General features: G+C 63.0%; 22 protein-coding genes. 9 read left to right on the forward strand and 13 right to left on the reverse strand.

The annotated features are described in order from the left end of the window. Positions 1-89 precede the first annotated feature (89 nt). Complete coding sequence (locus tag RGV59_RS23120; RefSeq protein WP_017846615.1) at positions 90-983, forward strand: LysR substrate-binding domain-containing protein; 894 nt, start codon at positions 90-92, stop codon at positions 981-983. A 5-nt stretch (positions 984-988) separates the two neighbouring features. On the opposite strand, the gene RGV59_RS23125 is transcribed toward RGV59_RS23120, so the two are convergent. The 5 genes from RGV59_RS23125 to RGV59_RS23145 all read right to left on the reverse strand — a co-directional run bounded on the left by RGV59_RS23125 (position 989) and on the right by RGV59_RS23145 (position 6,146). Then, positions 989-1,558 carry a GNAT family N-acetyltransferase gene (locus tag RGV59_RS23125; protein WP_102618072.1) on the reverse strand — a complete coding sequence of 190 codons (570 nt, stop codon included), beginning with the start codon at positions 1,556-1,558 and terminating at the stop codon, positions 989-991. Between the two features lie 20 nt (positions 1,559-1,578). Then, a complete protein-coding gene (locus RGV59_RS23130; RefSeq protein WP_017846617.1) occupies positions 1,579-3,834 on the reverse strand; it encodes an Orn/Lys/Arg decarboxylase N-terminal domain-containing protein in 2,256 nt (751 codons plus the stop codon). 202 nt (positions 3,835-4,036) lie between these two features. Continuing rightward, positions 4,037-4,777: a DNA polymerase III subunit epsilon gene (gene dnaQ, locus RGV59_RS23135; protein WP_173677823.1), complete on the reverse strand. Its 741-nt coding sequence runs from the start codon at positions 4,775-4,777 to the stop codon at positions 4,037-4,039. 70 nt (positions 4,778-4,847) lie between these two features. Then, positions 4,848-5,300 carry a ribonuclease HI gene (rnhA, locus tag RGV59_RS23140; protein WP_017846619.1) on the reverse strand — a complete coding sequence of 151 codons (453 nt, stop codon included), beginning with the start codon at positions 5,298-5,300 and terminating at the stop codon, positions 4,848-4,850. Between the two features lie 87 nt (positions 5,301-5,387). Then, complete coding sequence (locus tag RGV59_RS23145) at positions 5,388-6,146, reverse strand: class I SAM-dependent methyltransferase (RefSeq protein WP_017846620.1); 759 nt, start codon at positions 6,144-6,146, stop codon at positions 5,388-5,390. A gap of 65 nt (positions 6,147-6,211) precedes the next feature. Here RGV59_RS23145 and gloB point away from each other — a divergent pair, with 65 nt between their 5' ends. The 7 genes from gloB (at position 6,212) to RGV59_RS23180 (ending at position 16,084) form a co-directional block, all read left to right on the forward strand. Continuing rightward, complete coding sequence (gene gloB / locus RGV59_RS23150; protein ID WP_126586695.1) at positions 6,212-6,979, forward strand: hydroxyacylglutathione hydrolase; 768 nt, start codon at positions 6,212-6,214, stop codon at positions 6,977-6,979. A 98-nt stretch (positions 6,980-7,077) separates the two neighbouring features. Then, positions 7,078-8,490: a lytic transglycosylase domain-containing protein gene (locus tag RGV59_RS23155; protein ID WP_026139979.1), complete on the forward strand. Its 1,413-nt coding sequence runs from the start codon at positions 7,078-7,080 to the stop codon at positions 8,488-8,490. A gap of 234 nt (positions 8,491-8,724) precedes the next feature. After that, complete coding sequence (locus RGV59_RS23160; RefSeq protein WP_126586697.1) at positions 8,725-10,554, forward strand: extracellular solute-binding protein; 1,830 nt, start codon at positions 8,725-8,727, stop codon at positions 10,552-10,554. Then, positions 10,551-12,383: an extracellular solute-binding protein gene (locus tag RGV59_RS23165; protein ID WP_102618075.1), complete on the forward strand. Its 1,833-nt coding sequence runs from the start codon at positions 10,551-10,553 to the stop codon at positions 12,381-12,383. The genes RGV59_RS23160 and RGV59_RS23165 overlap by 4 nt, the downstream gene beginning before the upstream one ends. Further along, on the forward strand, positions 12,384-13,457 hold the full coding sequence (locus RGV59_RS23170) for a microcin C ABC transporter permease YejB (protein ID WP_017846625.1): 1,074 nt from the start codon (positions 12,384-12,386) through the stop codon (positions 13,455-13,457). It abuts the gene before it with no gap. Between the two features lies 1 nt (position 13,458). Beyond that, positions 13,459-14,478, forward strand: coding sequence for an ABC transporter permease (locus tag RGV59_RS23175; protein ID WP_102618077.1), 1,020 nt, complete (start codon positions 13,459-13,461; stop codon positions 14,476-14,478). Between the two features lies 1 nt (position 14,479). Next, on the forward strand, positions 14,480-16,084 hold the full coding sequence (locus tag RGV59_RS23180; protein WP_046486006.1) for an ABC transporter ATP-binding protein: 1,605 nt from the start codon (positions 14,480-14,482) through the stop codon (positions 16,082-16,084). A gap of 49 nt (positions 16,085-16,133) precedes the next feature. Here the strand turns inward: RGV59_RS23180 and ubiT are convergent, their stop codons facing one another. From ubiT to RGV59_RS23220, 8 genes are all read right to left on the reverse strand, one after another. Further along, entirely contained in the window at positions 16,134-16,601 is a 468-nt protein-coding gene (ubiT, locus tag RGV59_RS23185) for a ubiquinone anaerobic biosynthesis accessory factor UbiT (RefSeq protein WP_017846628.1), read from the reverse strand. Then, a complete protein-coding gene (locus tag RGV59_RS23190) occupies positions 16,595-17,485 on the reverse strand; it encodes a U32 family peptidase (RefSeq protein ID WP_017846629.1) in 891 nt (296 codons plus the stop codon). The genes ubiT and RGV59_RS23190 overlap by 7 nt, the downstream gene beginning before the upstream one ends. Before the next feature lie 10 nt (positions 17,486-17,495). After that, on the reverse strand, positions 17,496-18,491 hold the full coding sequence (gene ubiU, locus RGV59_RS23195; RefSeq protein WP_017846630.1) for a ubiquinone anaerobic biosynthesis protein UbiU: 996 nt from the start codon (positions 18,489-18,491) through the stop codon (positions 17,496-17,498). A gap of 9 nt (positions 18,492-18,500) precedes the next feature. Further along, a complete protein-coding gene (gene glp, locus RGV59_RS23200; protein ID WP_046383124.1) occupies positions 18,501-19,733 on the reverse strand; it encodes a gephyrin-like molybdotransferase Glp in 1,233 nt (410 codons plus the stop codon). Next, positions 19,730-20,284: a molybdenum cofactor biosynthesis protein B gene (gene moaB / locus RGV59_RS23205; protein WP_046383123.1), complete on the reverse strand. Its 555-nt coding sequence runs from the start codon at positions 20,282-20,284 to the stop codon at positions 19,730-19,732. Before moaB ends, glp begins: the two co-directional genes overlap by 4 nt. A gap of 84 nt (positions 20,285-20,368) precedes the next feature. After that, on the reverse strand, positions 20,369-21,016 hold the full coding sequence (gene pdxH / locus RGV59_RS23210) for a pyridoxamine 5'-phosphate oxidase (protein ID WP_126586699.1): 648 nt from the start codon (positions 21,014-21,016) through the stop codon (positions 20,369-20,371). A gap of 100 nt (positions 21,017-21,116) precedes the next feature. Beyond that, positions 21,117-21,536: a hypothetical protein gene (locus RGV59_RS23215; RefSeq protein ID WP_057005429.1), complete on the reverse strand. Its 420-nt coding sequence runs from the start codon at positions 21,534-21,536 to the stop codon at positions 21,117-21,119. Between the two features lie 9 nt (positions 21,537-21,545). After that, complete coding sequence (locus tag RGV59_RS23220; RefSeq protein ID WP_126586701.1) at positions 21,546-22,736, reverse strand: NnrS family protein; 1,191 nt, start codon at positions 22,734-22,736, stop codon at positions 21,546-21,548. Positions 22,737-22,897: 161 nt separating this feature from the next. Here RGV59_RS23220 and RGV59_RS23225 point away from each other — a divergent pair, with 161 nt between their 5' ends. Beyond that, complete coding sequence (locus RGV59_RS23225) at positions 22,898-23,179, forward strand: peptidylprolyl isomerase (RefSeq protein WP_003208024.1); 282 nt, start codon at positions 22,898-22,900, stop codon at positions 23,177-23,179. Positions 23,180-23,184: the final 5 nt, after the last annotated feature.

Genomic DNA, 23,184 nt, shown 5'->3' on the forward strand with positions numbered 1-23,184 from the left:
AAGGCTAACGTAAGTCGATGCGAATCAACGCTCCCGCTGTTTTTTTCCAGGCCATTGAATCCCGGCCCTGCTGACCCTAGACTCCGGCCATGCGTTTACGTCATATCGAAGTGATTCAGGCCATCTTGCAGACCGGACACCTCGGCACGGCCGCCGAATGGTTGCAGCTTTCTGTGGGCGATGTGGACGCGACGCTCAAGGACGCCGAGCAGCAATTGGGCTTTATGTTGTTCGCCAGCGTGCGCGGACGCCTGCAGCCAACACGGGAAACCCTGGAGTTACAGGCGCAAATCGCCCATGTGTATGAAGCGCTGGAGCCGGTACAACGCTTGGCTAGCCGCCTGAAGCACCATCACGCGCCAACCCTGCGTGCCCTGTGTACGCCGCCCCTGGCCAATCAACTGCTGCCGCAAAGCATCGCCGTGCTGCGCCGACGCTTCCAGGACACGCCGTGCAACCTGTCGAGCCAGCCGACCCGCGAGATCGTCAGGAGCCTGTTGCTGCACGAGGCCGACGTGGGCCTGAGCCTGCATGACCCGGAACATCCGCAAATCCAAAGCAGCGTATTGGCCCAGGGCAAACTGCAACTGCTCGCGCCCCATGGCTGGCTCAAACCCAAGCAGAAGTACATCGCCCTGCAGGACCTGGCCGGGCAGTCGATGATCGGGCTGGAGGGCCAGGACCCGCTCAGTCGCCTGCTCGACGCCAAGCTGCAAGCCCTGCGCCCGCTGCCGGTGGTGCAGACGCGGGTGCAGACTTACCAGATGATGCGCAGCATGGTGGAGGCCGGTGAAGGCCTGGCGATCGTCGATCCGTTCACCGCGTTCGGCGCCCGGGAGGCCGGGCTGGACGCGTGCCCGGTATCGCCGCCGATCATGGTCAGCCTGTATGCGCTGACCCTCCGGGAGGGCGTGACCTCACCGGCACTGAATGCACTGCTGGAGATTGTCACGCAGAAAGCCGAAGGCCTGCTCGCGAGCTGAACGCGTCAGACCGCTTCGACTTCCGCCTTGAACAAGCGATACCAGAAAATCGCCACCTCACGGGTTTGCGGGTCGATCCCGCGATAGCGCAGGTGGTCGATCCCGCCCACCACGTACCCACAACGCTCATACAGGCGGCAGGCGCCGAGGTTGTTGTTCTGGGTCTCCAACATCATGCCCGGCAGGTTTTTCTTGCGACTCCAGAACTGCGCCACGTCCAGCAGCGCCTTGGCCACGCCGTGACGGCGCGCGGGCAACGCCACGGCCAGCTCATCGACGTGCGCGAAGCCATTCCAATTGGTACTGACCACGACATGCCCGACCGGTCTGTCGTCCAGAAAGGCCATGAAGATCGCGCTGTCGGGCGCGTCGCGAAAGCTGGCGAACTCCTCCGGGTCGATGCCGTAGCACTTGCGGTACGGCAGGATGCGCTCCACGAGCCACTGTTCGACCCGCTTGCCCAGCTCCGGCACGCCATAGGCGCTGACCTCAAAACTGAAATCATTGCCCCACACGTAGGCGTCGAAGCCTTCGTCGGCGACCCGCACACTGAGCCCTGGATACTTCGGGTTCATTACAGCTTGCATAAACATCCTTATCCCTTGATGCAATCGACGGTGTAACAACGACCACTGCCGTCGTCTTCGTGTTGCAACCCATGAACATCCGCGACAAAGCCGGGGAAACTGCTATCGAACGTGCGGGCAAAGGCCAGGTAGTCGATGATCGAACGCGTTGACTCGGTAAAGCGCTCACCCGGCATGATCAACGGAATGCCCGGCGGATAAGGCACCAGCATCACCGCGGCGATGCGCCCAGCCAAGGCATCGATGGACACCGCCTCGACGTCACCCCTGACCAATTGGTCATAGGCGTCGGCCGGTTTCATCGCGATTTCGGGCAACACGGTGTACATCCGCTTGAGGTGTTTGGCGGTGGCGTTGCTACGGTAACAGCTATGTAATTGGTCGCACAGGTCGCGCAGCCCCAGGCCTTGATAACGCACTGGGCCCTGGGCAAATACCGAAGGCAGGCAACTGGCAAGGCTGACATTGGCGTCGTAGTTGCGTTTGAATTCCAGCAATTCGGTGAGCAAGGTACTCCATTTGCCCTTGGTGATGCCCATGGAAAACAGCACGAGGAACGAATACAGGCCGGTTTTTTCCACCACCAGGCCACGCTCCCAGAGGAATTTGCTGACCACCGCAGCGGGAATCCCGCAGTCGCTCAACGCGCCGCCAGCAGTGAGCCCGGGCATCACCAACGTGACTTTGATGGGGTCCAGCAGCACGTAATCTTCGGCCACGTCGCCAAAGCCATGCCAGTCGTCCTCGGGCTGCAACAGCCAATCCGCCGTGGCGACCCGGTCGATGCCGGCCACGGACGGCGGCTGCCAGATGGAAAACCACCAGTCTTCGGCAGCGATGTGCTGGCGCAGGTTGGCCAGGGCACGGCGGAAGCTCAAGGCTTCGTCGAACATTTCCTGCAGCAGCGAGCGCCCCGCCGGGCCTTCCATCATCGCCGACGCCACGTCCAGCGAGGCGATGATGCTGTATTGCGGCGAGGTGGAGATATGCATCATGAACGCTTCGTTGAACCGATCGCGGTCCAACTGCCGAGCGCCGCCGTCCTGCACATGGATCATCGAGGCCTGGCTGAATGCCGCCAGCAACTTGTGCGTGGAATGCGTGGTGAACACCAGCGGGCTGTCCGGCGTGCGCGACGTGCCCATGCCATAGCGCCCGGCAAAGAACTCGTGGAACGCCGCGTAGGCGTACCAGGCCTCGTCGAAGTGCAGCACCTCGACACTGTTGCCCAATTGCTGCTTGATCAGCTCGGCGTTGTAGCACAGGCCGTCGTAGGTGGAGTTGGTGACCACCGCCAGCTTCACTTTCGCCGGCCGCCCGCGGGTCAATGGGCTGGCCTCGATCTTGGCGCGGATCGACGCGGGGCTGAATTCACTGAGGGGAATCGGGCCGATAATGCCCAGTTCGTTGCGCTCCGGGCACAAGTACAGCGGGATCGCGCCGGTCATGATGATCGAGTGCAACACCGATTTGTGGCAATTGCGGTCGACCAGCACCAGATCATCTCGAGCGACCATCGAGTGCCAGACGATCTTGTTGGCGGTCGAGGTGCCATTGATCACAAAGAAGGTGTGATCGGCACCGAAATTCCGCGCAGCACGCGCTTCGGCTTCGGCCAACGGCCCGGTGTGATCGAGCAGCGAACCCAGTTCCGGCACAGACACGGACAGGTCGGAGCGCAGCGTGTTTTCCCCGAAGAACTGATGAAACGCCTGCCCCACCGGGCTTTTGCGATAGGCCACGCCGCCACCGTGACCGGGGGTGTGCCAGGAATAATTGGAGTCGGCGGTGTGTTGCACCAGGGCTTTGAAGAAGGGCGGCAGCAAGCCGTCGAGGTACGTGCGCGCGGCGCGGGCGACTTGCCTGGCGAGAAACGGCACGGTGTCTTCGAACAGGTAAAGAATGCCGCGCAGTTGGTTGAGTTCGCTCATCGCATCAGCCGGGGCGTTTTCCAGGGTGACTTGTTCACCCAGGGCGAAAATCGGCAGGTTGGGCGCCCTCAGTCGCGCGAGGCGGATCAGTTCGACCATGTTTTGCAGCAGATGGGTGTTTTCCCCAGCACCTTCGGCGGCGATCAGCATGCAGGCCAGGCCATGGTGGGTCGAGGCCACCAGCCGGCCTTCGGCGTAGTCCACCGCAGAAAAGATACTGAAGCCCTCTTGTTCCAACTCTTGAGCGATACCCCGAACCCGGTCGCCGGCAACGGTGTCGGCCTTGATGTCGCGATGCACGATAAGGATGGGGAACTTCAGGTCTTTGTACATGGGGGCTTTGAGTCCTGAGGATGATGCACTCAGGGTAGAAGCTGTGAGCGGATGTAGCGAATGAAGATTTTGAAAGCAGCGACTGACCAATGTGGGAGGGAGCTTGCTCCCGATAGCGGCGTGCCAGTCGACATTGATGCCACAGATCCACCGCTATCGGGAGCAAGCTCCCTCCCACATTGCTGGATTGCGCTCAACCAGATTATTGCTGGGTCAGTTGGGTCCACAACGCCGGCGCACCCGCCGACTTGGCAATCGCTTCAAGCCGCGCCGCATGCTCGGCCAGGTCCTGCTCGCTGGCGCGGATGATCGGCGTCGGTTTGCGATCCGCCGGCAGGCGACGGATTTCCGAAGGGCGATTGCCCGAACCCTCCGCCGAACCGGCACCGTCAGAAGCATTGCCGGCCAGGGACAGGCTGGTCTGCCCGCCGGTCATGGTCAGGTAAACGTCGGCCAGGATCTCGGAGTCGAGCAACGCGCCGTGCAGCTCACGGCCGGAGTTGTCGACGCCATAGCGTTTGCACAAGGCATCCAGGCTGTTGCGCTGGCCCGGGTGACGCTCACGGGCCATCATCAAGGTGTCGAGGATCGAGCAGTGCCGGGAAATATCCGCGCGATCCGTCTGCCCCATCAGGGCAAATTCGTTATTGATGAAGCCGACGTCGAACGCCGCGTTATGGATGATCAACTGCGCGCCGTTGATGAACTCGAAGAACTCGTCGGCGACTTCCGCGAAGCGCGGCTTGCCTTTGAGGAATTCGTCGGTGATACCGTGGACGCCGATCGCGCCCTCGTCACTTTCGCGGTCCGGTTGCAGGTAGACGTGGAAGTGACGACCGGTGAGGCGACGGCCCATGAGTTCGACACAGCCGATTTCAATGATCCGGTGACCATCGGTCACCGGCATGCCGGTGGTTTCGGTATCGAGTACAACAGATCGGATGGCCATCAGGGTTCAGCTCTCAACGGTGTGGTGTATTTCAAGGGGCGCAATCTTAACACGTCAGCCGGCATCAGCCCTGCTTGTAGCCCCGCACTTCGTCGACGCCACGGTTGGCCAACTGGTCGGCACGCTCGTTGCCATGGTGGCCGATGTGCCCGCGCACCCATTTCCAGGTGATGTTATGGCGGTTGCATTGCTCATCGAGCAGTTGCCACAGGTCGGCGTTCTTGACCGGCTCTTTGGCCGCCGTCTTCCAGCCGCGCTTCTTCCAGTTGACCATCCACTCGTTGATGCCCTTCATCACATATTGCGAGTCGGTCACCAGCAGCACGTCGCAACGCCGCTTGAGCTCTTCGAGGCCGCGAATGGCGCCCATCAGCTCCATGCGGTTGTTGGTGGTGTTGGCTTCGCCGCCCCACAATTCCTTCTCCACGCCCTTGCACACCAGCAAGGCGCCCCAGCCGCCGGGGCCAGGGTTGCCTTTACAGGCGCCATCGGTGAAGAGTTCAACGCTATCGGTCATCGGTTACATCCATCAAAACGGGTTGCCGGGCTTAGGCCGGCAGTATCCCGAGGCCGACTGATCCGGCCTGAAATCAAAAAGAGGGTTCTACGGTTGGCTTTGCTTGCGGTTGACCTTGGCCATCGGCATCGGCACCAGCTTGCCCATGGGTTGGCGTAGCACCTGACGCACCGGCCGCAGCCCGACCACGATCTTGCGTGCGACCAGTAAATAGAAGCCGCCACCCGACAGTTGCCAAGCCCCCGCCCGACGCTCCCAGCCGGCCAGACGGGCCTGCCACTTGGTCGACGCCAGCGGCGGACGATAGCACCCGAAGCGGCGTTTCTCCAGCGCGAAGCCCAGCAGGTTCAGCCAGTCCCCCACCCGCGACGGCGAAATGCAACGGGCCTGGCGCAGGCCGTCATGGGCGAACACATGGCGCAGGCCCCAGCTGCTCCAGGGGTTGATACCGACAATCAGCAAATGGCCACCTGGACGCACGCTGCTGGCGGCTTCGCGCAACAAACCATGGGGTGACAGGCAGAAATCCAGGCCATGCTGCAGCACCACCACATCGGCGGCGTGCTCGCTCAACGGCCAGGCCTGCTCTTCGCAGACGATCTCCACCCCCGGCAACGGCGCGCCCAGGCGCACATTGCGTTGCACCTGCGGCGCGGACGGCGGCGTCTGGGCCGACGGGCCGTAATGCACCAGGTAACCGCCAAAGAACCGGCCCAGCTCGTCTTCGAGCATGCGCCGTTCTTCATCCAGCAAAAATTGCCCGATCGGCCCGGACAGCCAGTCACGGGCCGCGCTGATCAGGGCCAGCCATTCAGGATCGGCCTGGGCGAACGCTTTATCAGTCATTGCATTCTCCAACTCGCCTAGACGTTCTAAGATGCACCAATGTGTTCAGCTTGGCGAATCGAAGAATGATACAGATCAGTGCCCTGCCCGCCTTCACCGATAACTACATCTGGTTGTTACAGGAACCCCAGTCCCGCCGCTGCGCCGTGGTCGACCCCGGCGATGCCGCCCCCGTGCTGGCCTGGCTCAAGCAGAACCCGGGGTGGACGCTCAGCGACATTCTCGTCACCCACCATCACCATGATCATGTGGGCGGCGTCGAAGCGCTGAAACGCGTGAGCGGCGCCACGGTCTACGGTCCGGCCCACGAAACGATCCCGGCGCGGGACGTTGCCCTGCAGGACAACCAGCGCATCAGCGTGCTCGGCTGGGACTTCGCGGTGTACGCCGTACCCGGCCACACCCTCGGCCATATCGCCTTTTACCACCCAGGCGTGCTGTTCTGCGGCGACACGCTCTTCGCCGGCGGTTGCGGCCGCCTGTTCGAAGGCACGCCGGCACAAATGCATGCCTCGCTGCAACGCCTGGCCGCCCTGCCCGCCGACACGCGGGTGTACTGCACCCATGAATATACACAGAGCAATCTCAGGTTTGCCCAGGCAGTGGAACCGGACAACGCCGATATCGCCGAACGGGTGGAAAACGTCAACCGACTGCGCGCCCGTGACGAGATCACGCTGCCGTCCAACCTGGCCCTGGAAAAACGCACCAACCCGTTCCTGCGTACCGCTGAAACATCCGTTAAACAAAAAGCGGACGAACGGAACGGCCGCGACAACCGCTCTGGGGACGAGGTATTTGCTAGCTTGAGGGCTTGGAAAGATAAGTTCTAACGTGACGCAATCTGATACGTAATTTCTGAATGGTTGACCGGAACCAAAGCGCTTTCTAGAATCGCCCGACATTTTTGCCCGGAACTTACTTCCAGCCAATGTCGTCATCTACTCGTAAATCCAATCATTCAGACGCATTGACCCGCCTGGCTCAAGCCGTGGCGGTGGCTGTCTCCGCAACTCTGGCGGGCTGCCAATCAACAAATTTCGCTGCACAATCCACCGTGCAACCCAAACCGAATCTTGCTGCCAAGATCAAGCAAAAACCTATTTGGCTCTCAGAGAAGCCGAGCCCCGAAGCGCCCCAGGATGTCTGGGAACGCATGCGTCGGGGCTTTCAATTGCAAGACGGTCTCGGCGTCAACCCGCGTATCGAGCAACAACGCCTGTGGTTCGCCAGCAACCCGTCCTTCCTGGAGAACGCCGGCGAACGCGGCAGCCTCTACATTCATTACATCGTCGAACGCCTTGAAGAACGCAACATGCCCCTGGAGCTGGCGCTGCTGCCAGTGATTGAAAGTGCCTACAACCCAATGGCCTATTCGCGCAGCGATGCCGTCGGCTTGTGGCAGTTCATTCCCTCCACCGGGCGCTACTTCAACCTGCGCCAGACCCGCGCCTACGACGGTCGTCGCGATATCACCGCGTCCACCACCGCCGCCCTGGACTATCTGACACGTCTGCATGACATGTTCAACGGCGACTGGCTGCTGGCCCTGGCCGCGTATAACGCCGGCGAAGGCACGGTAAGCCGGGCGATCGAACGCAATGAGAAGCTCGGCCTGCCGACCGACTACTGGAACCTGCCCCTGCCCCAGGAAACCAAGGACTACGTGCCCAAGTTCCTGGCGCTGTCCCAGGTGGTGCTGGCCCCCGAGGCCTACGGCATCAACCTGAACCCGATTGCCAACACGCCGTACTTCAAAATGGTTGAAGTCAAGCAAAGCATGGACCTGTCACGGGTCGCCGCGCTGGCCGAGATCGACGAAGACGAACTGTTCCAGCTCAACCCGGCGCTGAAACAACGCACCACCCTGGACGGTCCCCAGCATTTGCTGGTGCCCAGCTCCAAGGCACAACTGCTGACCAGCAGCCTTTCGGCGATGAAGCCTGAAGAATTGCTGGCATTACGCCCTAAAAAGCCGGTTTTCGACGAAGTCGAGAGCAAATCCGTGGCCGGCCGCAGCCGTAGCTACAAAGTGCGCAACGGCGACAACCTGACGCTGATCGCCAAGGCCAACAAGGTCGACGTGCATGATCTGCAGCGCTGGAACAAGCTCAACGGCCAGGCACTCAAGGTCGGCCAGACCCTGGTGATGCAGGACACGCGCAAGCTGGTGGCCAAGGCCGACAGCAAGAAGCCGGTGCAGTACAAGGTCAAGAAAGGCGACTCGCTGTATATCGTCGCCAAGCGTTTCAACGTCGAGATGCAACATCTCAAGCGCTGGAACCCACGCACTGGCATGGCGCTCAAGCCTGGGCAGATGCTGGTGGTTTCCGGGCCAAGATAAACCGCAGGCAAGCGCGCTCCTGTGGGAGCTGGCTTGCCTGCGATGCAGACACCGAGGTGTATCAGTTACATCAGGGTGATGCCATCGCAGGCAAGCCAGCTCCCACATTTGATCTCTACGCCGCTCAATACCTCGCCAGCCTCCTGCCACCCTTCCCAACAGCCTTTTTCCAACCGGAACAAGCTGTTACTGTACCGATTATAAAGCCCAAGCTGCCTGGATCGGATCTCTGACTTGACGCGTCCCCTCCTTCTACTAATAAGTCTGGCCTTGAGCTTTGCTGCGCACGCGACGATTACCGAAAGCCACGGTTATGCGCAGTTCGGCACGCTCAAGTACCCGACCAAATTCACCCACTTCGATTGGGTAAACCCTGCAGCGCCGAAAGGCGGGACGTTGCGGGTCATGGCGTTTGGCACGTTCGACACCCTCAACCCTTATACCTTCAAGGGTTCGAGCCCGGTTTCCACACCGAACTTCCTGCAATACGGCGTCAATGAGCTGAACGAACCGTTGATGGTCGGCACCGGCCAGTACGCGCCGTCCGGCGATGAGCCGACCTCCAGCTACGGGCTGATTGCCCAATCGGTGGAGTACAGCGAGGACCGCAGCTGGGTGGTGTTCAACCTGCGCCCGGAAGCGCGCTTTCACGATGGCAAGCCGATCACCGCGTATGACGTGGCGTTTTCCTATCGTACCCTGCTGACCGAAGGTCATCCGCAGTACCGCACCAACCTGCAGGAAGTCGCGCGGGTCGACATCCTCAACCGCCACCGTATCCGTTTTGTGTTCAAGCGCGCCGGCAACCCGTTGCTGATCCTGCGCCTGGGCGAACTGCCGGTGCTGCCCCAGCATTACTGGAAAAACCGCGACTTCAAGGCCACCACCTTCGAACCACCGCTGGGCAGCGGGCCCTATCGCCTCAGCAAGGTCACCCCAGGCCGGCAACTGGTGTTCGAGCGGGTCAAGGATTATTGGGGCAAGGACCTGCCGGTCAACCAGGGTTTCTATAACTACGACAAGGTCGAAGTGGAGTTCTACCGCGACAGCGACGTCGCCTTCGAAGCCTTCAAGGCCGGCGAGTTCGATATCTATATCGAGCATCAGGCCAAAAACTGGGCGAATGGTTATGACTTCCCGGCGGTCAGCCGCGGCGACGTGATCAAGGCGCAGATCGCCCACCAGATCCCGACCCAAAGCCAGGGCCTGTTCATGAACACGCGGCGCCCGACCTTCAGCCAGGCCAAGGTGCGTGAAGCCCTGGGGCTGATGTTCGACTTTGAATGGACCAACCGCACCCTGTTCAGCAACGCCTATAAACGCACCTTGAGCTATTACCCCAACAGCGAATTTTCGGCGACCGGCGTCCCGGTCGGCCATGAATGGTTGATGCTCTCGCCCTACCGCGACCAACTGCCGGCCAATCTCTATACCCAACCGTTCAGCCTGCCCCGGACCGACGGGCACGGCATCCCTCGCGAGACCTTGCGCCGTGCCCTGGCCCTGCTCGGCGAAGGCGGCTGGAAGCTGTCCGGGCAGCGCCTGCTCAACAAGGACGGGCAACCGCTACGCTTCGAGATCCTGCTGGTCAACCCGAACCTGGAGCGCATCCTGCAGCCCTACGTGGAAAACCTGAACAGTGTCGGTATCGACGCGCGCCTGCGCACGGTCGACCGGGCGCAGTACAAACAACGCCTTGATCAGTTCGACTTCGACATGATCCTGATGACCCTCAACCAGACCCTCAGCCCCGGCCTTGAGCAGTGGCAGTACTTCCACTCCAGCCAGGCGGCGATCAAGGGCAGCAAGAACTACGCCGGCATCGCCAACCCGGTGGTCGACCGCCTGCTCGAACAACTGCTGGCGGCACACACCCGCGACGAACAACTGGCCGCCGGCCGGGCCCTGGACCGGGTCCTGCTGTGGCAGCATTACAGCATTCCCAACTGGTACCTCAACTATCATCGCCTGGCCTACCGCAACCGGTTCGCCTTTGTCACCACGCCGCCCTACAGCCTGGGCCTGAGCGCGTGGTGGCTGAAAGCTTCGGAGAAAGCCCAATGATGTCTTTGCGTACGGCACTGCTCGGCAGTCTGTTGCTCTGCACGGCGGCCAACGCCGCCCCGCAACATGCGCTGACCCTCTACGACGAGCCACCCAAGTACCCCGCCACCTTCAAGCACTTCGACTACGTCAACCCCGATGCCCCCAAGGGCGGCACCTTTCGCGAGTCGAGCATGGGCGGTTTCGACAGCCTCAACCCCTACATCAGCAAGGGCGTGCCGGCGGACAATATCAGCCTGATCTACGACACCCTGGCCATGCAGAGCCTGGACGAACCCATCACCGAATACGGCCTGGTGGCCGGCAAGATCGAAAAAGCCCCGGACAACAGCTGGGTGCGCTTCTACCTGCGCCCCGAAGCACGCTTCCACGATGGCCACCCGATCCACGCCGAAGACGTGGTGTTCACCTTCCAGATGCTGATGAAGGAAGGCTCGCCGCTCTACCGCACTTACTACGCCGACGTCGACGAAGTGGTCGCCGAAGACCCGCTGCGGGTGCTGTTCAAATTCAAGCGCACCAACAACCGCGAATTGCCGCTGATCCTCGGGCAACTGCCGGTATTGCCCAAGCATTGGTGGGCCACCCGCGACTTCACCAAGGGCAACCTGGAAATCCCGCTGGGCAGCGGGCCGTACAAGGTCGCCGAGGTCAAGGCCGGGCGCATGATCCGCTACGAGCGGGTCAAGGACTACTGGGCCAAGGACCTGCCGGTCACCCAAGGTTTCTACAACTTCGATCAGCGCATCACCGACTATTACCGTGACAGCACGGTAGCCCTGGAAGCGTTGAAGGCCGGGCAGTTCGACTACTGGCTGGAGTTCAGCGCAAAGAACTGGGCCAACGCCTACAACATTCCGGCGGTGGCCGAGGGGCGCCTGGTCAAGGAAGAGATCCCCAACGGCAACCCCACCGGCATGCAGGGTTTCGTGTTCAACACACGCAAGCCGATGTTCCAGGACGTGCGCGTGCGCAAGGCCATCAGCCTGTTGCTGGATTTCGAATGGAGCAACAAGCAGCTGTTCAACGGCGCCTACACCCGCACCCGCAGCTACTTCGAGAACTCGGAGATGGCCGCCACCGGCCTGCCCGGCCCGGACGAACTGGCGATCCTCGAACCGCTGCGCGACAAGATCCCCGCCGAAGTCTTCACCCAGGCCTTCGAACCGTCCAAGACCGACGGCAGCGGCATGATCCGCACCCAGCAGCGCGAGGCCTACCAACTGTTGCAGGAAGCCGGCTGGCGCATCGTCGACGACAAGATGGTCGACGCCACCGGCAAACCGGTGAGCATTGAATTTTTGCTGGCGCAGACCGAGTTCGAACGCATCCTGCTGCCCTTCAAGCGCAACCTGGCAGACCTGGGCATCGACCTGGTGATTCGCCGGGTCGACGTCTCGCAATTCGTCAATCGCCTGCGCTCGCGGGATTTCGACATGCTGGTGGGCAGCTTCCCGCAGTCCACCTCGCCGGGTAATGAACAACGCGAATTCTGGAAATCCTCCAGCGCCGACAAGCCCGGCAGCCGCAACTACATGGGCCTCAAGGACCCGGCCGTCGACCAACTGGTCGAAGAACTGATCGACGCCGACTCGCGCAAAAGCCTGATCGCCCATGCCAAGGCCCTGGATCGCGTGTTGCAATTTGGCTACTACGTGATCCCCAACTGGCACATCAAGACCTTCCGCGTGGCGTACTGGGACCATCTCGGTCATCCCAAAGTGCCACCGCGTTATGACGTCGGCACCGCCACCTGGTGGGCCAAACCCGACGTCAAACCTGCCACCACCCTGGACACGAGCGCCGACCCGGCGAGCGGAGGCGATTAAATGCTGGCCTATATCATTCGCCGCCTGTTGCTGATCATCCCCACGCTGTTCGGGATTCTGCTGATCAACTTCGTCATCATCCAGGCCGCCCCGGGTGGCCCGGTGGAGCAGATGATCGCCAAGCTCGAAGGCTTCGAAGGCGCCACCAGCCGCATTGCCGGCGGCGGCGCCGAAGTCGCAGTGGCCGGCTCCAGCTACCGTGGCGCCCAAGGCCTGGACCCGGCGCTGATCAAGGAAATCGAAACCATGTACGGTTTCGACAAGTCGGCACCGGAACGCTTGTGGATCATGGTCAAGAACTATGCCCGGCTGGATTTCGGCGACAGCTTCTTTCGCGACGCCAAGGTCATCGACCTGATCAAGGAAAAGATGCCGGTGTCGATCTCCCTCGGGCTGTGGAGCACGCTGATCATGTACCTGGTCTCGATCCCGCTGGGGATCGCCAAGGCCACGCGACACGGCAGCCACTTCGACGTATGGACCAGCTCGGCGATCATCGTCGGCTACGCGATCCCGGCGTTCCTGTTCGCGATCCTGCTGATCGTGGTGTTTGCCGGCGGCAGTTACTTCGACTGGTTCCCCTTGCGCGGGCTGACCTCCAACAATTTCGATGAGCTGAGCTGGGGCGGCAAGATCCTCGACTACTTCTGGCACCTGGCCTTGCCCATCACCGCGCTGGTGATCGGCAACTTCGCGACCATGACGCTGCTGACCAAAAACAGCTTTCTCGACGAGATCAACAAACAGTACGTGGTCACCGCCAAGGCCAAGGGCCTGACCAACCACCGCGTGCTCTACGGCCATGTGTTCCGCAACGCCATGCTGCTGGTGATCGCCGGTTTCCCCTCGGCGTTCATCGGGATCTTCTTCACCGGCTCGCTGCTGGTGGAAGTGATCTTCTCCCTCGACGGCCTCGGCCTGATGAGCTTTGAAGCCGCGATCAACCGCGATTACCCGGTGGTGTTCGGCACGCTGTTTATCTTCACCCTGCTCGGGCTGGTGGTGAAGCTGATCGGTGACCTCACCTACACCCTGGTCGATCCGCGTATCGACTTCGCCAGCCGGGAGCATTGAGATGAATCTGTCCCCCCTCAATCGCCGCCGGTTCGAGCGGTTCAAGGCAAACAAACGTGGCTGGTGGTCGCTGTGGCTGTTCCTGATCCTGTTCGGCCTGAGCCTGGGCGCCGAGCTGATCGCCAACGACAAACCGCTGGTGGTGCATTACGACGGCGACTGGTATTTCCCGGCGCTCAAACGCTACCCGGAGACCACCTTCGGCGGCGAGTTCCCCCTGGAGGCCAACTACAAGAGCCCGTATATCCAGGAGCTGCTCAAGGCCAAGGACGCGTGGACGCTGTGGGCGCCGATCCCGTTCAGCTATCAGAGCATCAACTACGACCTGAAGGTGCCGGCCCCCGCGCCGCCGTCTTCGGTCAACCTGCTGGGCACCGACGACCAGGGCCGCGACGTCTTGGCGCGGGTGATCTATGGCTTTCGCGTGTCGGTGCTGTTTGCCCTGACCCTGACCGTGCTCAGCTCGATCATCGGCGTGATCGCCGGGGCCCTGCAGGGCTTCTATGGCGGCTGGGTCGACCTGGCCGGGCAACGCTTCCTGGAGATCTGGTCGGGCTTGCCGGTGCTGTACCTGCTGATCATCCTCGCCAGTTTCGTGCAGCCCAACTTCTGGTGGCTGCTGGGGATCATGCTGCTGTTCTCGTGGATGAGCCTGGTGGACGTGGTCCGCGCCGAGTTCCTGCGCGGGCGCAACCTGGAATACGTGCGTGCGGCCAGGGCGCTGGGCATGCAGAACGGCGCGATCATGTTCCGCCATATCCTGCCCAATGCCATGGTCTCGACCATGACCTTCATGCCGTTCATCCTCACCGGCGCCATCGGCACCCTGACCGCCCTGGACTTCCTCGGCTTCGGCCTGCCGGCGGGTTCGCCGTCGCTGGGGGAACTGGTGGCCCAGGGCAAATCCAACCTGCAAGCGCCGTGGCTGGGCATGAGTGCCTTTGCCGTGCTGGCGATCATGTTGAGTTTGCTGGTGTTTATCGGCGAGTCCGCTCGCGATGCCTTCGACCCGAGGAAATGAGATGAATCAGGACAATCTGATCGAAGTCCGCGACCTCTGCGTCGAGTTCGTCACCGGCGAGCATCACCACCGCGTGGTGAACCACGTCAGCTTCGACATCAAGCGCGGCGAAACCCTGGCGCTGGTCGGCGAAAGCGGCTCCGGCAAATCGGTGACCGCCCACTCGATCCTGCGCCTGCTGCCCTACCCTTTGGCGCGGCACCCCGCCGGCACCATCGAATACGTCGGCCAGGACCTGCTGACCCTCAACGAAAAAACCATCCGGCATATTCGCGGCAACCGCATTGCGATGATCTTCCAGGAGCCGATGACCTCGTTGAACCCGCTGCACTGCATCGAGAAGCAGATCAACGAAGTGCTCGGCCTGCACAAAGGGCTGACCGGCAAAGTCGCGACCCGGCGCACCCTCGAGTTGCTCGAACTGGTGGGCATTCCCGAGCCGCATAAACGCCTCAAGGCGCTGCCCCACGAACTGTCCGGCGGCCAGCGCCAACGGGTGATGATCGCCATGGCCCTGGCCAACGAGCCGGAGCTGTTGATTGCCGACGAACCGACCACCGCCCTCGACGTGACGGTGCAGTTGAAGATCCTCGAGCTGCTCAAGGAACTGCAGGCGCGCCTGGGCATGGCGTTGCTGCTGATCAGCCACGACTTGAACCTGGTGCGGCGCATTGCCCACCGTGTGTGCGTGATGCAACAGGGTTGCATCGTCGAACAAGCCGATTGCGAAACCTTGTTCCAGTCGCCGCAGCACCCTTACACCCAGGAGCTGCTCGCCGCCGAACCCAGCGGCGGGCCCGCCGCCACCGCCGTCGGGCCACCGTTGCTGGAAGTGGACGACTTGAAAGTCTGGTTTGCGATCAAGAAAGGCTTTTTGCGCAACACCGTCGATTACGTCAAGGCGGTGGACGGCATCAACTTCAGCCTGCCCCAGGGGCAAACCCTGGGCATCGTCGGCGAAAGCGGCTCGGGCAAGTCCACCCTCGGCCTGGCGATCCTGCGCCTGATCGCGAGCAAAGGCGGGATTCGCTTCGAAGGCCAGCAACTCGACCGCCTGAGCCAGCAACAGGTGCGCCCGTTGCGCCGGGAAATGCAGGTGGTGTTCCAGGACCCGTTCGGCAGCCTCAGCCCGCGCATGTGCGTCAGCGAGATCGTCGGCGAAGGCCTGCGCATTCACAAGATGGGCAGCCCGGCGGAGCAGGAAGCGGCGATCATCGCAGCGCTCAAGGAAGTCGGCCTCGACCCGCAGTCGCGGCATCGCTACCCCCACGAGTTCTCCGGCGGCCAGCGCCAACGCATCGCCATTGCCCGCGCTCTGGTGCTCAAGCCGCGCCTGATTCTGCTCGACGAACCGACCTCGGCGCTCGACCGCACGGTGCAGCGCCAAGTGGTGGAATTGCTGCGCGGTTTGCAGGCCAAGTACAACCTGACCTATCTGTTCATCAGCCATGACCTGGCGGTGGTGAAAGCGTTGAGTCACCAGTTGATGGTGGTCAAGCATGGGCAGGTGGTGGAACAGGGCGACGCTCCGACGATTTTCGCCAACCCGCAGCATGCCTATACCCGGCAGTTGCTGGAGGCGGCGTTTCTGGTGCCGACGCCTTAGCCCAGGGCCGTGACCTATCCGTTCAGCGCGAAAGGATAGGTCGTTCGCCTCAGGCCGCCAGCCCGCGCCCGGCCCGCTCCAGGTTGCGCCACAACCAGCCCGGCAATACGTCCGGGTCCAGGCTGTCGATCAGGTTCTTCAAGCCCAGCCCCAACTCCGTGTCGCCTTCAATCACCAAGCGACGCCGGAAGAACAAGGTGTCCGGATCTTCCTGGCGACTGGCCAGCAACAAGAACTCGCGCCAGTTACCACTGATGGTCACCTGGGCCTCGGCTTTTTCAGCGATGCGCAAGCCATCCCGCGCCAGCGTCAGGTACCAGCACAGCCCAAGGTCGGGGATGCGCAGGCACATCCAGCGCCCGCGCAACAGGTCGAAGCCACCATCGCGCAACGGCTCGGCCAGGCAGCGGTTGAGGCCTTGCTGCAAGGCCAGGCGCTGCACCCGGAACGGCACGTGGCGCACCAGCGGCAACAAGCGATCGGCGCCCTTGAGCAGCCATTGTTTGCGACTCAACACAGGCCCACCTCCTCGACCCGCAGCATGCCGGCCTGGCCATGCCAATAACCGTTGCAACCGTCGACGCACAACGGCGGCATCGCGCCCTGGCGCACCTGGTCGAACGCCTGGACCACACCGACCATCCCTTCGGCGCGTGGGCTCAGGCGCAACAGGTCAGCGCCACACGCGACCAGGCCGGGGTAATCGGCGAGCAGGTTGGTGACATCGGCCGACATCGTCTGAATCCCGTTCAAGGTGAACAACGGTTGCCCTTCCTGGCTGGTCAGGGCCATGCCGTCGGGGTAGTTGATGCAACAGAACTGGCAATCGTCCTTGGGCCGGTTTTCCGCGCGGGCGGTGAAGCAACGGGCCGAGTACGCCAGGGGCAAATGCCCATAGGCGAAAATCTCCACTTCGGGCAGCGGCCGGCCGAGTTCGCGCACCTGTTCCAGCACATCGGCAATCAGGCTTTGCGAGCACTCCACCGGCGGCACCCAGCGCTGCATGCCCGCATCGAGCAATTGCACCAGGGCGTGGCCGTTGTACAGGTTGAGCGCCGGGCCGCCGACAAAGGGCAGCTTGCGCTCGATCAGCAACTGCACCGCGCCCATGTCGTTGGCCTCGACCAGCACCTCGCCGTTGTCGCACAGGCGGCGCAGGCTCGACAGTTCAGAGGCGGCTTCGATCAAGGTCAGGCTCGACAGCACGATCTGCGCCGAGCTGCACGACTGCAACTCGCGGCCCAGGCCCAACCATTGATCCAGGGAAAACGCGCGGCGTTTGGAGCACACGGTTTCCCCCAGGTAAATCACGTCCAGGGGCAAGCCGGCCATGTCTGAATAGAAGCGCCCCAAGTGTTCCTTATCCCAATAAAACAGCACCGGTCCCAGGCTGAGCTTCATCTGTGTTTCCTCATTGCCATGCGCGATGGTAAGCACCCAGGGTGGTCTGGCTGCCTTCGGAAAGTCCGGCCAGCACCTGGCGCCACTGGTCCTTGACCACAAAATTGGCCGGGGCGCTGCGGTGGGCGTCGAGGGCGGCGCGCCAGACTCGGGTGACTTGTTCCACATAGGCCGGGCTGCGTTGCCGGCCTTCGATCTTCACCGCCTCCACGCCGATGGCGCTGAGTTCGGGCAACAGGTCCAGGGTGTCGAGGCTGGTCGGTTCTTCGAGGGCATGGAAGCGCTTGCCGCCGACCAGGAAGCGGCCTTTGCACAAGGTCGGGTAGCCGGCCGGTTCCTCCGGGGTGTAGCGGTCGATCAGCACTTCACTGAGGCGCGCGCTGAGGCCATCGGCGTCGTCGCTCCAGCGCACCGCCTTGGCCGGCGAGCACACGCCGCACAGGTTGGGCGACTCACCGGTGATATACGACGACAAGTGGCAACGCCCTTCGGCCATGATGCACAGGCTGCCGAAGCCGAACACTTCGATCGGCACCACGCTGCTCGCCGCCACCTGTTTGACCTGGGCCAGCGACAGCACCCGCGGCAGCACCGCACGGCGGATGCCATAACGTTCGACGTAGAACTTCAGCGCCGCCGCATGGGTGGCCGAGCCCTGCACCGACAAGTGCAACGCCATCTGCGGATGGTGCGCGGCAGCATAGCCGAGCACACCCGGGTCGCCGGCGATCAGCGCATCCACGCCATGATCGGCCGCACGGTCGACGGCGCGTTGCCAGCGTGACCAGATCTTCGGTTGCGGGTAGGTATTGACCGCCACATACAGCTTGCGCTGGTGCTGGCGGATATGGGCGACGGCGGCGTCGAACTGCTTGTCGTCCATGTTCAGCCCGGCGAAATGCCGGGCATTGGTGTCATCGCGAAAACCGACATACACCGCATCGGCGCCTTGGCGCACCGCGGCTTTCAGCGCAGGCAGGTTGCCTGCCGGGCAGACCAGTTGCATGGAGACTCCTCATTGAAACTCGGCGAAAGACAAGAAAGGCACCGGTGCATCCTTGAGCAGCAGTTGCTCGCGCTCGACAATCACCAGGCCATCGGCCCAGCAGGCGGCGGTGAGCATCGCCGAGCTTTGCTGGGGGTGCAGGACGGCGCGCAATTGCCCATCCGCGCCGGGGCTCAAGCGCGCGCGCAGGTACTGGCGGCGCTTGTTAGGGGTAGGCCATTCAAAACCGGCCGGCACCTGGACCGGCACCGGCAACACGCGCTCGACGCCCTGGGCGCGCAACAGGAACGGGCGCACCACCACCAACGCGGTGATCAGCGCGGCAGACGGGTTGCCGGGCAGGCCGATCCACGGTTTGCCCGCCACTTCGCCAAACGCCAGGGGCTTGCCGGGCTGGATCGCCAGGCGCCAGAAATCCACGCGACCGAGTTCCTGGATGGCTTGTTTGAGATGATCCTCCTCGCCCACCGACACGCCGCCGGTGGTCAGCAGCAGGTCGCATTCGGACGACGCGAGGATCAACGCGTCGCGGCTGGCGGCCAACGCGTCGGCCATCACCCCGTAGTCGAGCACCTCCACGCCCCAACCGCGCAATAACGCGGTCACCAGGTGGCGGTTGCTGTTGTAGATCTGCCCCGGCGCCAGCGACTCGCCCGGCTCGCGCAGTTCATCGCCGCTGCTCAGCAGGCACACGCGCAGGGGGCGATAGACCTTGACCCACGGAATGCCGGCCGACGCCAGCAGGCCGACTTCCTGGGCGCGCAGGCGCTGGCCGACACGCAACAGGCGTTGCCCGCGCTGCATTTCTTCACCGCGCTTGCGCACGTGTTCGCCCAGGCGCAGCGGCGGGCACCAGATACGCTGGCCGTAGACGCGGCAACGCTCCTGGGGCACCACGCTGTCGGCGCCGGGCGGCAGCGGCGCACCGGTGAAAATCCGTACTGTCTGCCCGGCCTGTAAAAGCTCATCGCTGCTGTGCCCGGCAGCAATCCGCCCGGCCAGCACCAAGTAGCCGCCCTGCTCCGGCACATCGGCGGCGCGCAGGGCGTAGCCGTCCATGGCGCTGTTGTCCCAGCACGGCAGGTCGAGAGGTGAAAACAATTCTTCGGCGATCACCCGACCTGCGGCCTGGCCGAGGGGGATGACTTCGGTGGGCGGCGCAGGTGGCGCCTGCGCCAGCAGTTGCTCGATCGCCTCGTCCACCGGCATCAATTGCCCGCTGTCGCACACGCGGGTGTTCATGACCGCGCCTCGCAGGCGCTGAGCGCTTGTTCGAACTGAGGCTTGAGGTGCGCAACGAAGTTGCACGGGCCGGTGCGGCTGTCCAATTGGCTGAGCAGAATCTGGTCCCAGGCAGTACGGCACGCGCCGGGCGAACCGGGCATGCAGCACACCAGCACGCCATTGCTCATGCCCGCCAGGGCGCGGGACTGCAAGGTGGACATGCCGATTTCCGCCAGGGACACCTGGCGGAACAGCTCGCCGAACCCGTCCACTTGTTTATCCAGCAGCGGCAACACCGCTTGCGGCGTGTTGTCGCGAGCGGTGAAGCCGGTGCCGCCGGTCATCAGGATCACTTGCACCTGAGGGTCAGCGATCCACTGCGAAACACGGGCGCGGATCTGGTAGATATCGTCCATCACCAGGCCACGGTCGATCAGCACATGGCCGGCACCTTCAAGGCGCTCTACCAGGGTCTGCCCGGAGGTATCGGTGTCAAAGGTGCGGGTGTCGCTGATGGTCAGTACGGCGATGTTCAGGGAGACAAAACTGCGTTGGGTCAAATGGGCCATGATCAAGGCTCCAGGCAGGTAAAAAGATGCGCTCAGCCTGCGCCGCAACGGGCGCAGGGCCTATTCCTCGAAGGAGGTACCTCGTCAGGGCGCCAGCCGTGTGCGCTGCCAGGCGCCGTCTCGCAGGCGGTAGTCGAGGCGGTCATGCAGGCGATCGGGGCGGCCTTGCCAGAACTCGATGCGGCGCGGTTGCAGGCAGTACCCGCCCCAGTGCTCGGGCCGTGGCGGTTGCTGGCCGGCGAACCGCTCGGTGACCTCACGCAGCAAACCTTCCAGCTCGCTGCGGTGGGTCAGCGGCTGACTCTGCGGCGAGGCCCAGGCACCGAGTTGGCTGGCGGCCGGGCGGTCGAGGAAATAGGCGTCCGACAGCGCCGGATCGAGGCGCCCGACCGCGCCTTCAATACGCACCTGGCGTTCCAGGCCGGGCCAGAAAAACGTCATCGCGGCATGGGGGTTGCTCGCCAGTTCCTCGCCCTTGGCGCTCTGGTAATTGCCAAAAAACACAAAACCTTCGGCGCTGAAGCCCTTGAGCAGCAGGATGCGGCAATGGGCGTACCCTTCGCTGTCGACCGTGGCCAGGGCCATGCTGTTGGCCTCGGCGGGAGGCGCTTCGGTCTTGCGCGCCTGGCTCAGCCACTGGCCGAACAACACCAGCGGATCGTCTTGCTCGCCGTCGTCCCGCAGGCCGTAGAGGGTGTAGTTGCGGCGCAGTTGCGCGAGGGACAGGGGCATGGGACGAACCTCCAGAGAATTCGCCACAGTGTGGGAACTGCGCAGGTTTTAGCCCTTGACCGCGATCAACAATCCGCCGCGTCATGGCGCCGCAGGCGGCTCACCACAATGACTTCGCCAGCACCACAATCACCACCATGTGCGCGAGAATGCTGCGCCGTATCCACAGCGCACGCTTGGGGCTCAGGCGCTCGCGGGTCAGCCAGTAGGCCAGCAGCAGGTAGTGCCCGATGATGCTCAGGGCGAGGAAGATTTTCAGGCTCAGGAACAGTCCGAAATGACTGTTCCATGGCAGACCGCGGTAATGCCAGGCCAGGCCGATACCCGCGCCATACAGCAGCACCACCACGCCATGCAGCACCCGCCGCGAACGCCGGGCGATCGCGTGTTCCGCGGTGAAACGCGCCGACCAGGCCAGCTCCTCGCGGGCGCTGTGCCAGATCACCACTTCAAAGAACAGCGTGCCGATAAAGGCGATCGCCGCCAGCAGATGCACGATCAACAACCACGAATACAGCATGCAATGCTCCTAACCGGGGTGCCCGTCGACCCGCGCCCGCCACAACATCGGGCCATACCGCCACAGGTACAAGCCCAGGCCGACCGACCAGCACAGCCCCGCCAGCCACAAGGCCGCCACGGGCCAGATCAACACCAGTGCCACCCGGCACACAGCCGCCAGGTTCAACAGGGCGAACGCCAGGGTCATCCCGCCCGGTGGCTGCAACGGCCGACCGGTATGGCCCAGGCTGACCCGCGCCACCATCGCCAGGATCAGCCCGGTCATGGCGCCGATCGTCAGCGCATGCACGGCCAGGCTCGGGTTGAGCGGCGCGCCGAAATGCCACAGCGCCATGCCCAGGCAGGCCACGGCCAACCATGCGTAGGCCAGGTGCAGCGACCACAGCAGCGGCACGCGCCACAGGCCACGGTCATGCCAGCGCGCCAGGCGCAGCAAGTGGCCCAGGCCAAGCACAGCGAACAGTACGCCGCTCCACCGGCTGGGGAACACCGCCAGCCCGCTGGCGTAAAGCAACGCCACCAGGATCGAACCGCCCAGCAACACACGGTCCAGCCACGGCCACGGCTTGACCGCATCGACCCGGCCCAGGCCACGTTGGGTGAAGAATGGAATCACCCGACCGCCGATCAGCCCCATCATCGCCGCCACCAGCCACAACCCTGTGAGCACCGCCTGGCGCTCCACGCCTTCGTCATGGGTCAGCAACCCATACAACGCCAACGCGTCTGCCACGGCGAGCAAGCCCAGCACCAGTACAATCGGGTAGTTACGGGTTTGCCTGACCTTCCACAGCGTCCAGCCCATCACCCCGGCCACCGCCAGCGGAAAACTCAGTTCCAGCACCGCCAGCAGCGGCCACGGCAGGTTCAGCAACCAACCCAGGCGCGCCGCCAGCCATAACCCGGCGAGCAACGCCAGGGGCGCGCCACTGAGGCCGGGGCGGCCGGTCCAGGTCTGCACCGCGGTCAGCAAAAAGCCGGCGATGATCGCCACGCCAAAACCGAACAGCAGCTCATGCCGGTGCCAGGCCAGCCAGCCGCCAGCCGGTTGCCAAGTACCGGTGGCGCCGCCCAGGGCGAACAGCCACAGAGGAATGACCAGCACCGCCAACAGGCAGGCACCGAGGAAAAACGGGCGGAATGCCAGGCGAAACAATGGGGGAATAGCCATGGCCTTGCGTCGATCGAGCACTTGCATAGCACGGCTCCTAAACAGATGAATGCGACAATCTTGCGCTGCAGCCTGCGCTTTGCCCTTGTCGTAGATCAAGCACGCCCGCCACAGACAGGGGAACTTTGCCAGGAAATAACCGCCTGAATCCGGTACGCTCAGCGTTTTTACTCAAGGAGTTAATTCCCATGGCCAAAGCCACTGCCCGTCACATCCTCGTTGCCACCGAAGACAAGTGCAACGAACTCAAGGCCCAGATCGAAGGCGGCGCCGATTTCGCAGAAGTCGCCAAAGCCAATTCCAGCTGCCCATCCAGCCGTCAAGGCGGCGACCTGGGCTCGTTCGGTCCAGGCCAGATGGTTAAAGAATTCGACACCGTCGTGTTCAGCGCCCCGGTCAACACCGTGCAAGGCCCGGTGAAAACCCAGTTCGGTTATCACCTACTGGAAGTCACCAGCCGTCAGGACTGATTCAG

Source organism: Pseudomonas sp. FG1 (assembly GCF_034313875.1).
Classification (GTDB): domain Bacteria; phylum Pseudomonadota; class Gammaproteobacteria; order Pseudomonadales; family Pseudomonadaceae; genus Aquipseudomonas; species Aquipseudomonas veronii.

What these genes read in the sequence shown, in the direction of transcription:
- RGV59_RS23215 (WP_057005429.1), bottom strand. Translation starts at nt 21,536, where the DNA reads ATGCTGTATTCGTGGTTGTTGATCGTGCATCTGCTGGCGGCGATCGCC.
- RGV59_RS23125 (WP_102618072.1), bottom strand. Translation starts at nt 1,558, where the DNA reads ATGAACCCGAAGTATCCAGGGCTCAGTGTGCGGGTCGCCGACGAAGGC.
- RGV59_RS23180 (WP_046486006.1), top strand. Translation starts at nt 14,480, where the DNA reads ATGAATCAGGACAATCTGATCGAAGTCCGCGACCTCTGCGTCGAGTTC.
- rnhA (WP_017846619.1), bottom strand. Translation starts at nt 5,300, where the DNA reads ATGACCGATAGCGTTGAACTCTTCACCGATGGCGCCTGTAAAGGCAAC.
- glp (WP_046383124.1), bottom strand. Translation starts at nt 19,733, where the DNA reads ATGAACACCCGCGTGTGCGACAGCGGGCAATTGATGCCGGTGGACGAG.
- RGV59_RS23190 (WP_017846629.1), bottom strand. Translation starts at nt 17,485, where the DNA reads ATGAAGCTCAGCCTGGGACCGGTGCTGTTTTATTGGGATAAGGAACAC.
- RGV59_RS23155 (WP_026139979.1), top strand. Translation starts at nt 7,078, where the DNA reads ATGTCGTCATCTACTCGTAAATCCAATCATTCAGACGCATTGACCCGC.
- pdxH (WP_126586699.1), bottom strand. Translation starts at nt 21,016, where the DNA reads ATGCCCCTGTCCCTCGCGCAACTGCGCCGCAACTACACCCTCTACGGC.
- moaB (WP_046383123.1), bottom strand. Translation starts at nt 20,284, where the DNA reads ATGGCCCATTTGACCCAACGCAGTTTTGTCTCCCTGAACATCGCCGTA.
- RGV59_RS23220 (WP_126586701.1), bottom strand. Translation starts at nt 22,736, where the DNA reads ATGCAAGTGCTCGATCGACGCAAGGCCATGGCTATTCCCCCATTGTTT.
- RGV59_RS23170 (WP_017846625.1), top strand. Translation starts at nt 12,384, where the DNA reads ATGCTGGCCTATATCATTCGCCGCCTGTTGCTGATCATCCCCACGCTG.
- RGV59_RS23165 (WP_102618075.1), top strand. Translation starts at nt 10,551, where the DNA reads ATGATGTCTTTGCGTACGGCACTGCTCGGCAGTCTGTTGCTCTGCACG.
- RGV59_RS23120 (WP_017846615.1), top strand. Translation starts at nt 90, where the DNA reads ATGCGTTTACGTCATATCGAAGTGATTCAGGCCATCTTGCAGACCGGA.
- RGV59_RS23145 (WP_017846620.1), bottom strand. Translation starts at nt 6,146, where the DNA reads ATGACTGATAAAGCGTTCGCCCAGGCCGATCCTGAATGGCTGGCCCTG.
- RGV59_RS23225 (WP_003208024.1), top strand. Translation starts at nt 22,898, where the DNA reads ATGGCCAAAGCCACTGCCCGTCACATCCTCGTTGCCACCGAAGACAAG.
- ubiU (WP_017846630.1), bottom strand. Translation starts at nt 18,491, where the DNA reads ATGCAACTGGTCTGCCCGGCAGGCAACCTGCCTGCGCTGAAAGCCGCG.
- RGV59_RS23175 (WP_102618077.1), top strand. Translation starts at nt 13,459, where the DNA reads ATGAATCTGTCCCCCCTCAATCGCCGCCGGTTCGAGCGGTTCAAGGCA.
- RGV59_RS23130 (WP_017846617.1), bottom strand. Translation starts at nt 3,834, where the DNA reads ATGTACAAAGACCTGAAGTTCCCCATCCTTATCGTGCATCGCGACATC.
- gloB (WP_126586695.1), top strand. Translation starts at nt 6,212, where the DNA reads ATGATACAGATCAGTGCCCTGCCCGCCTTCACCGATAACTACATCTGG.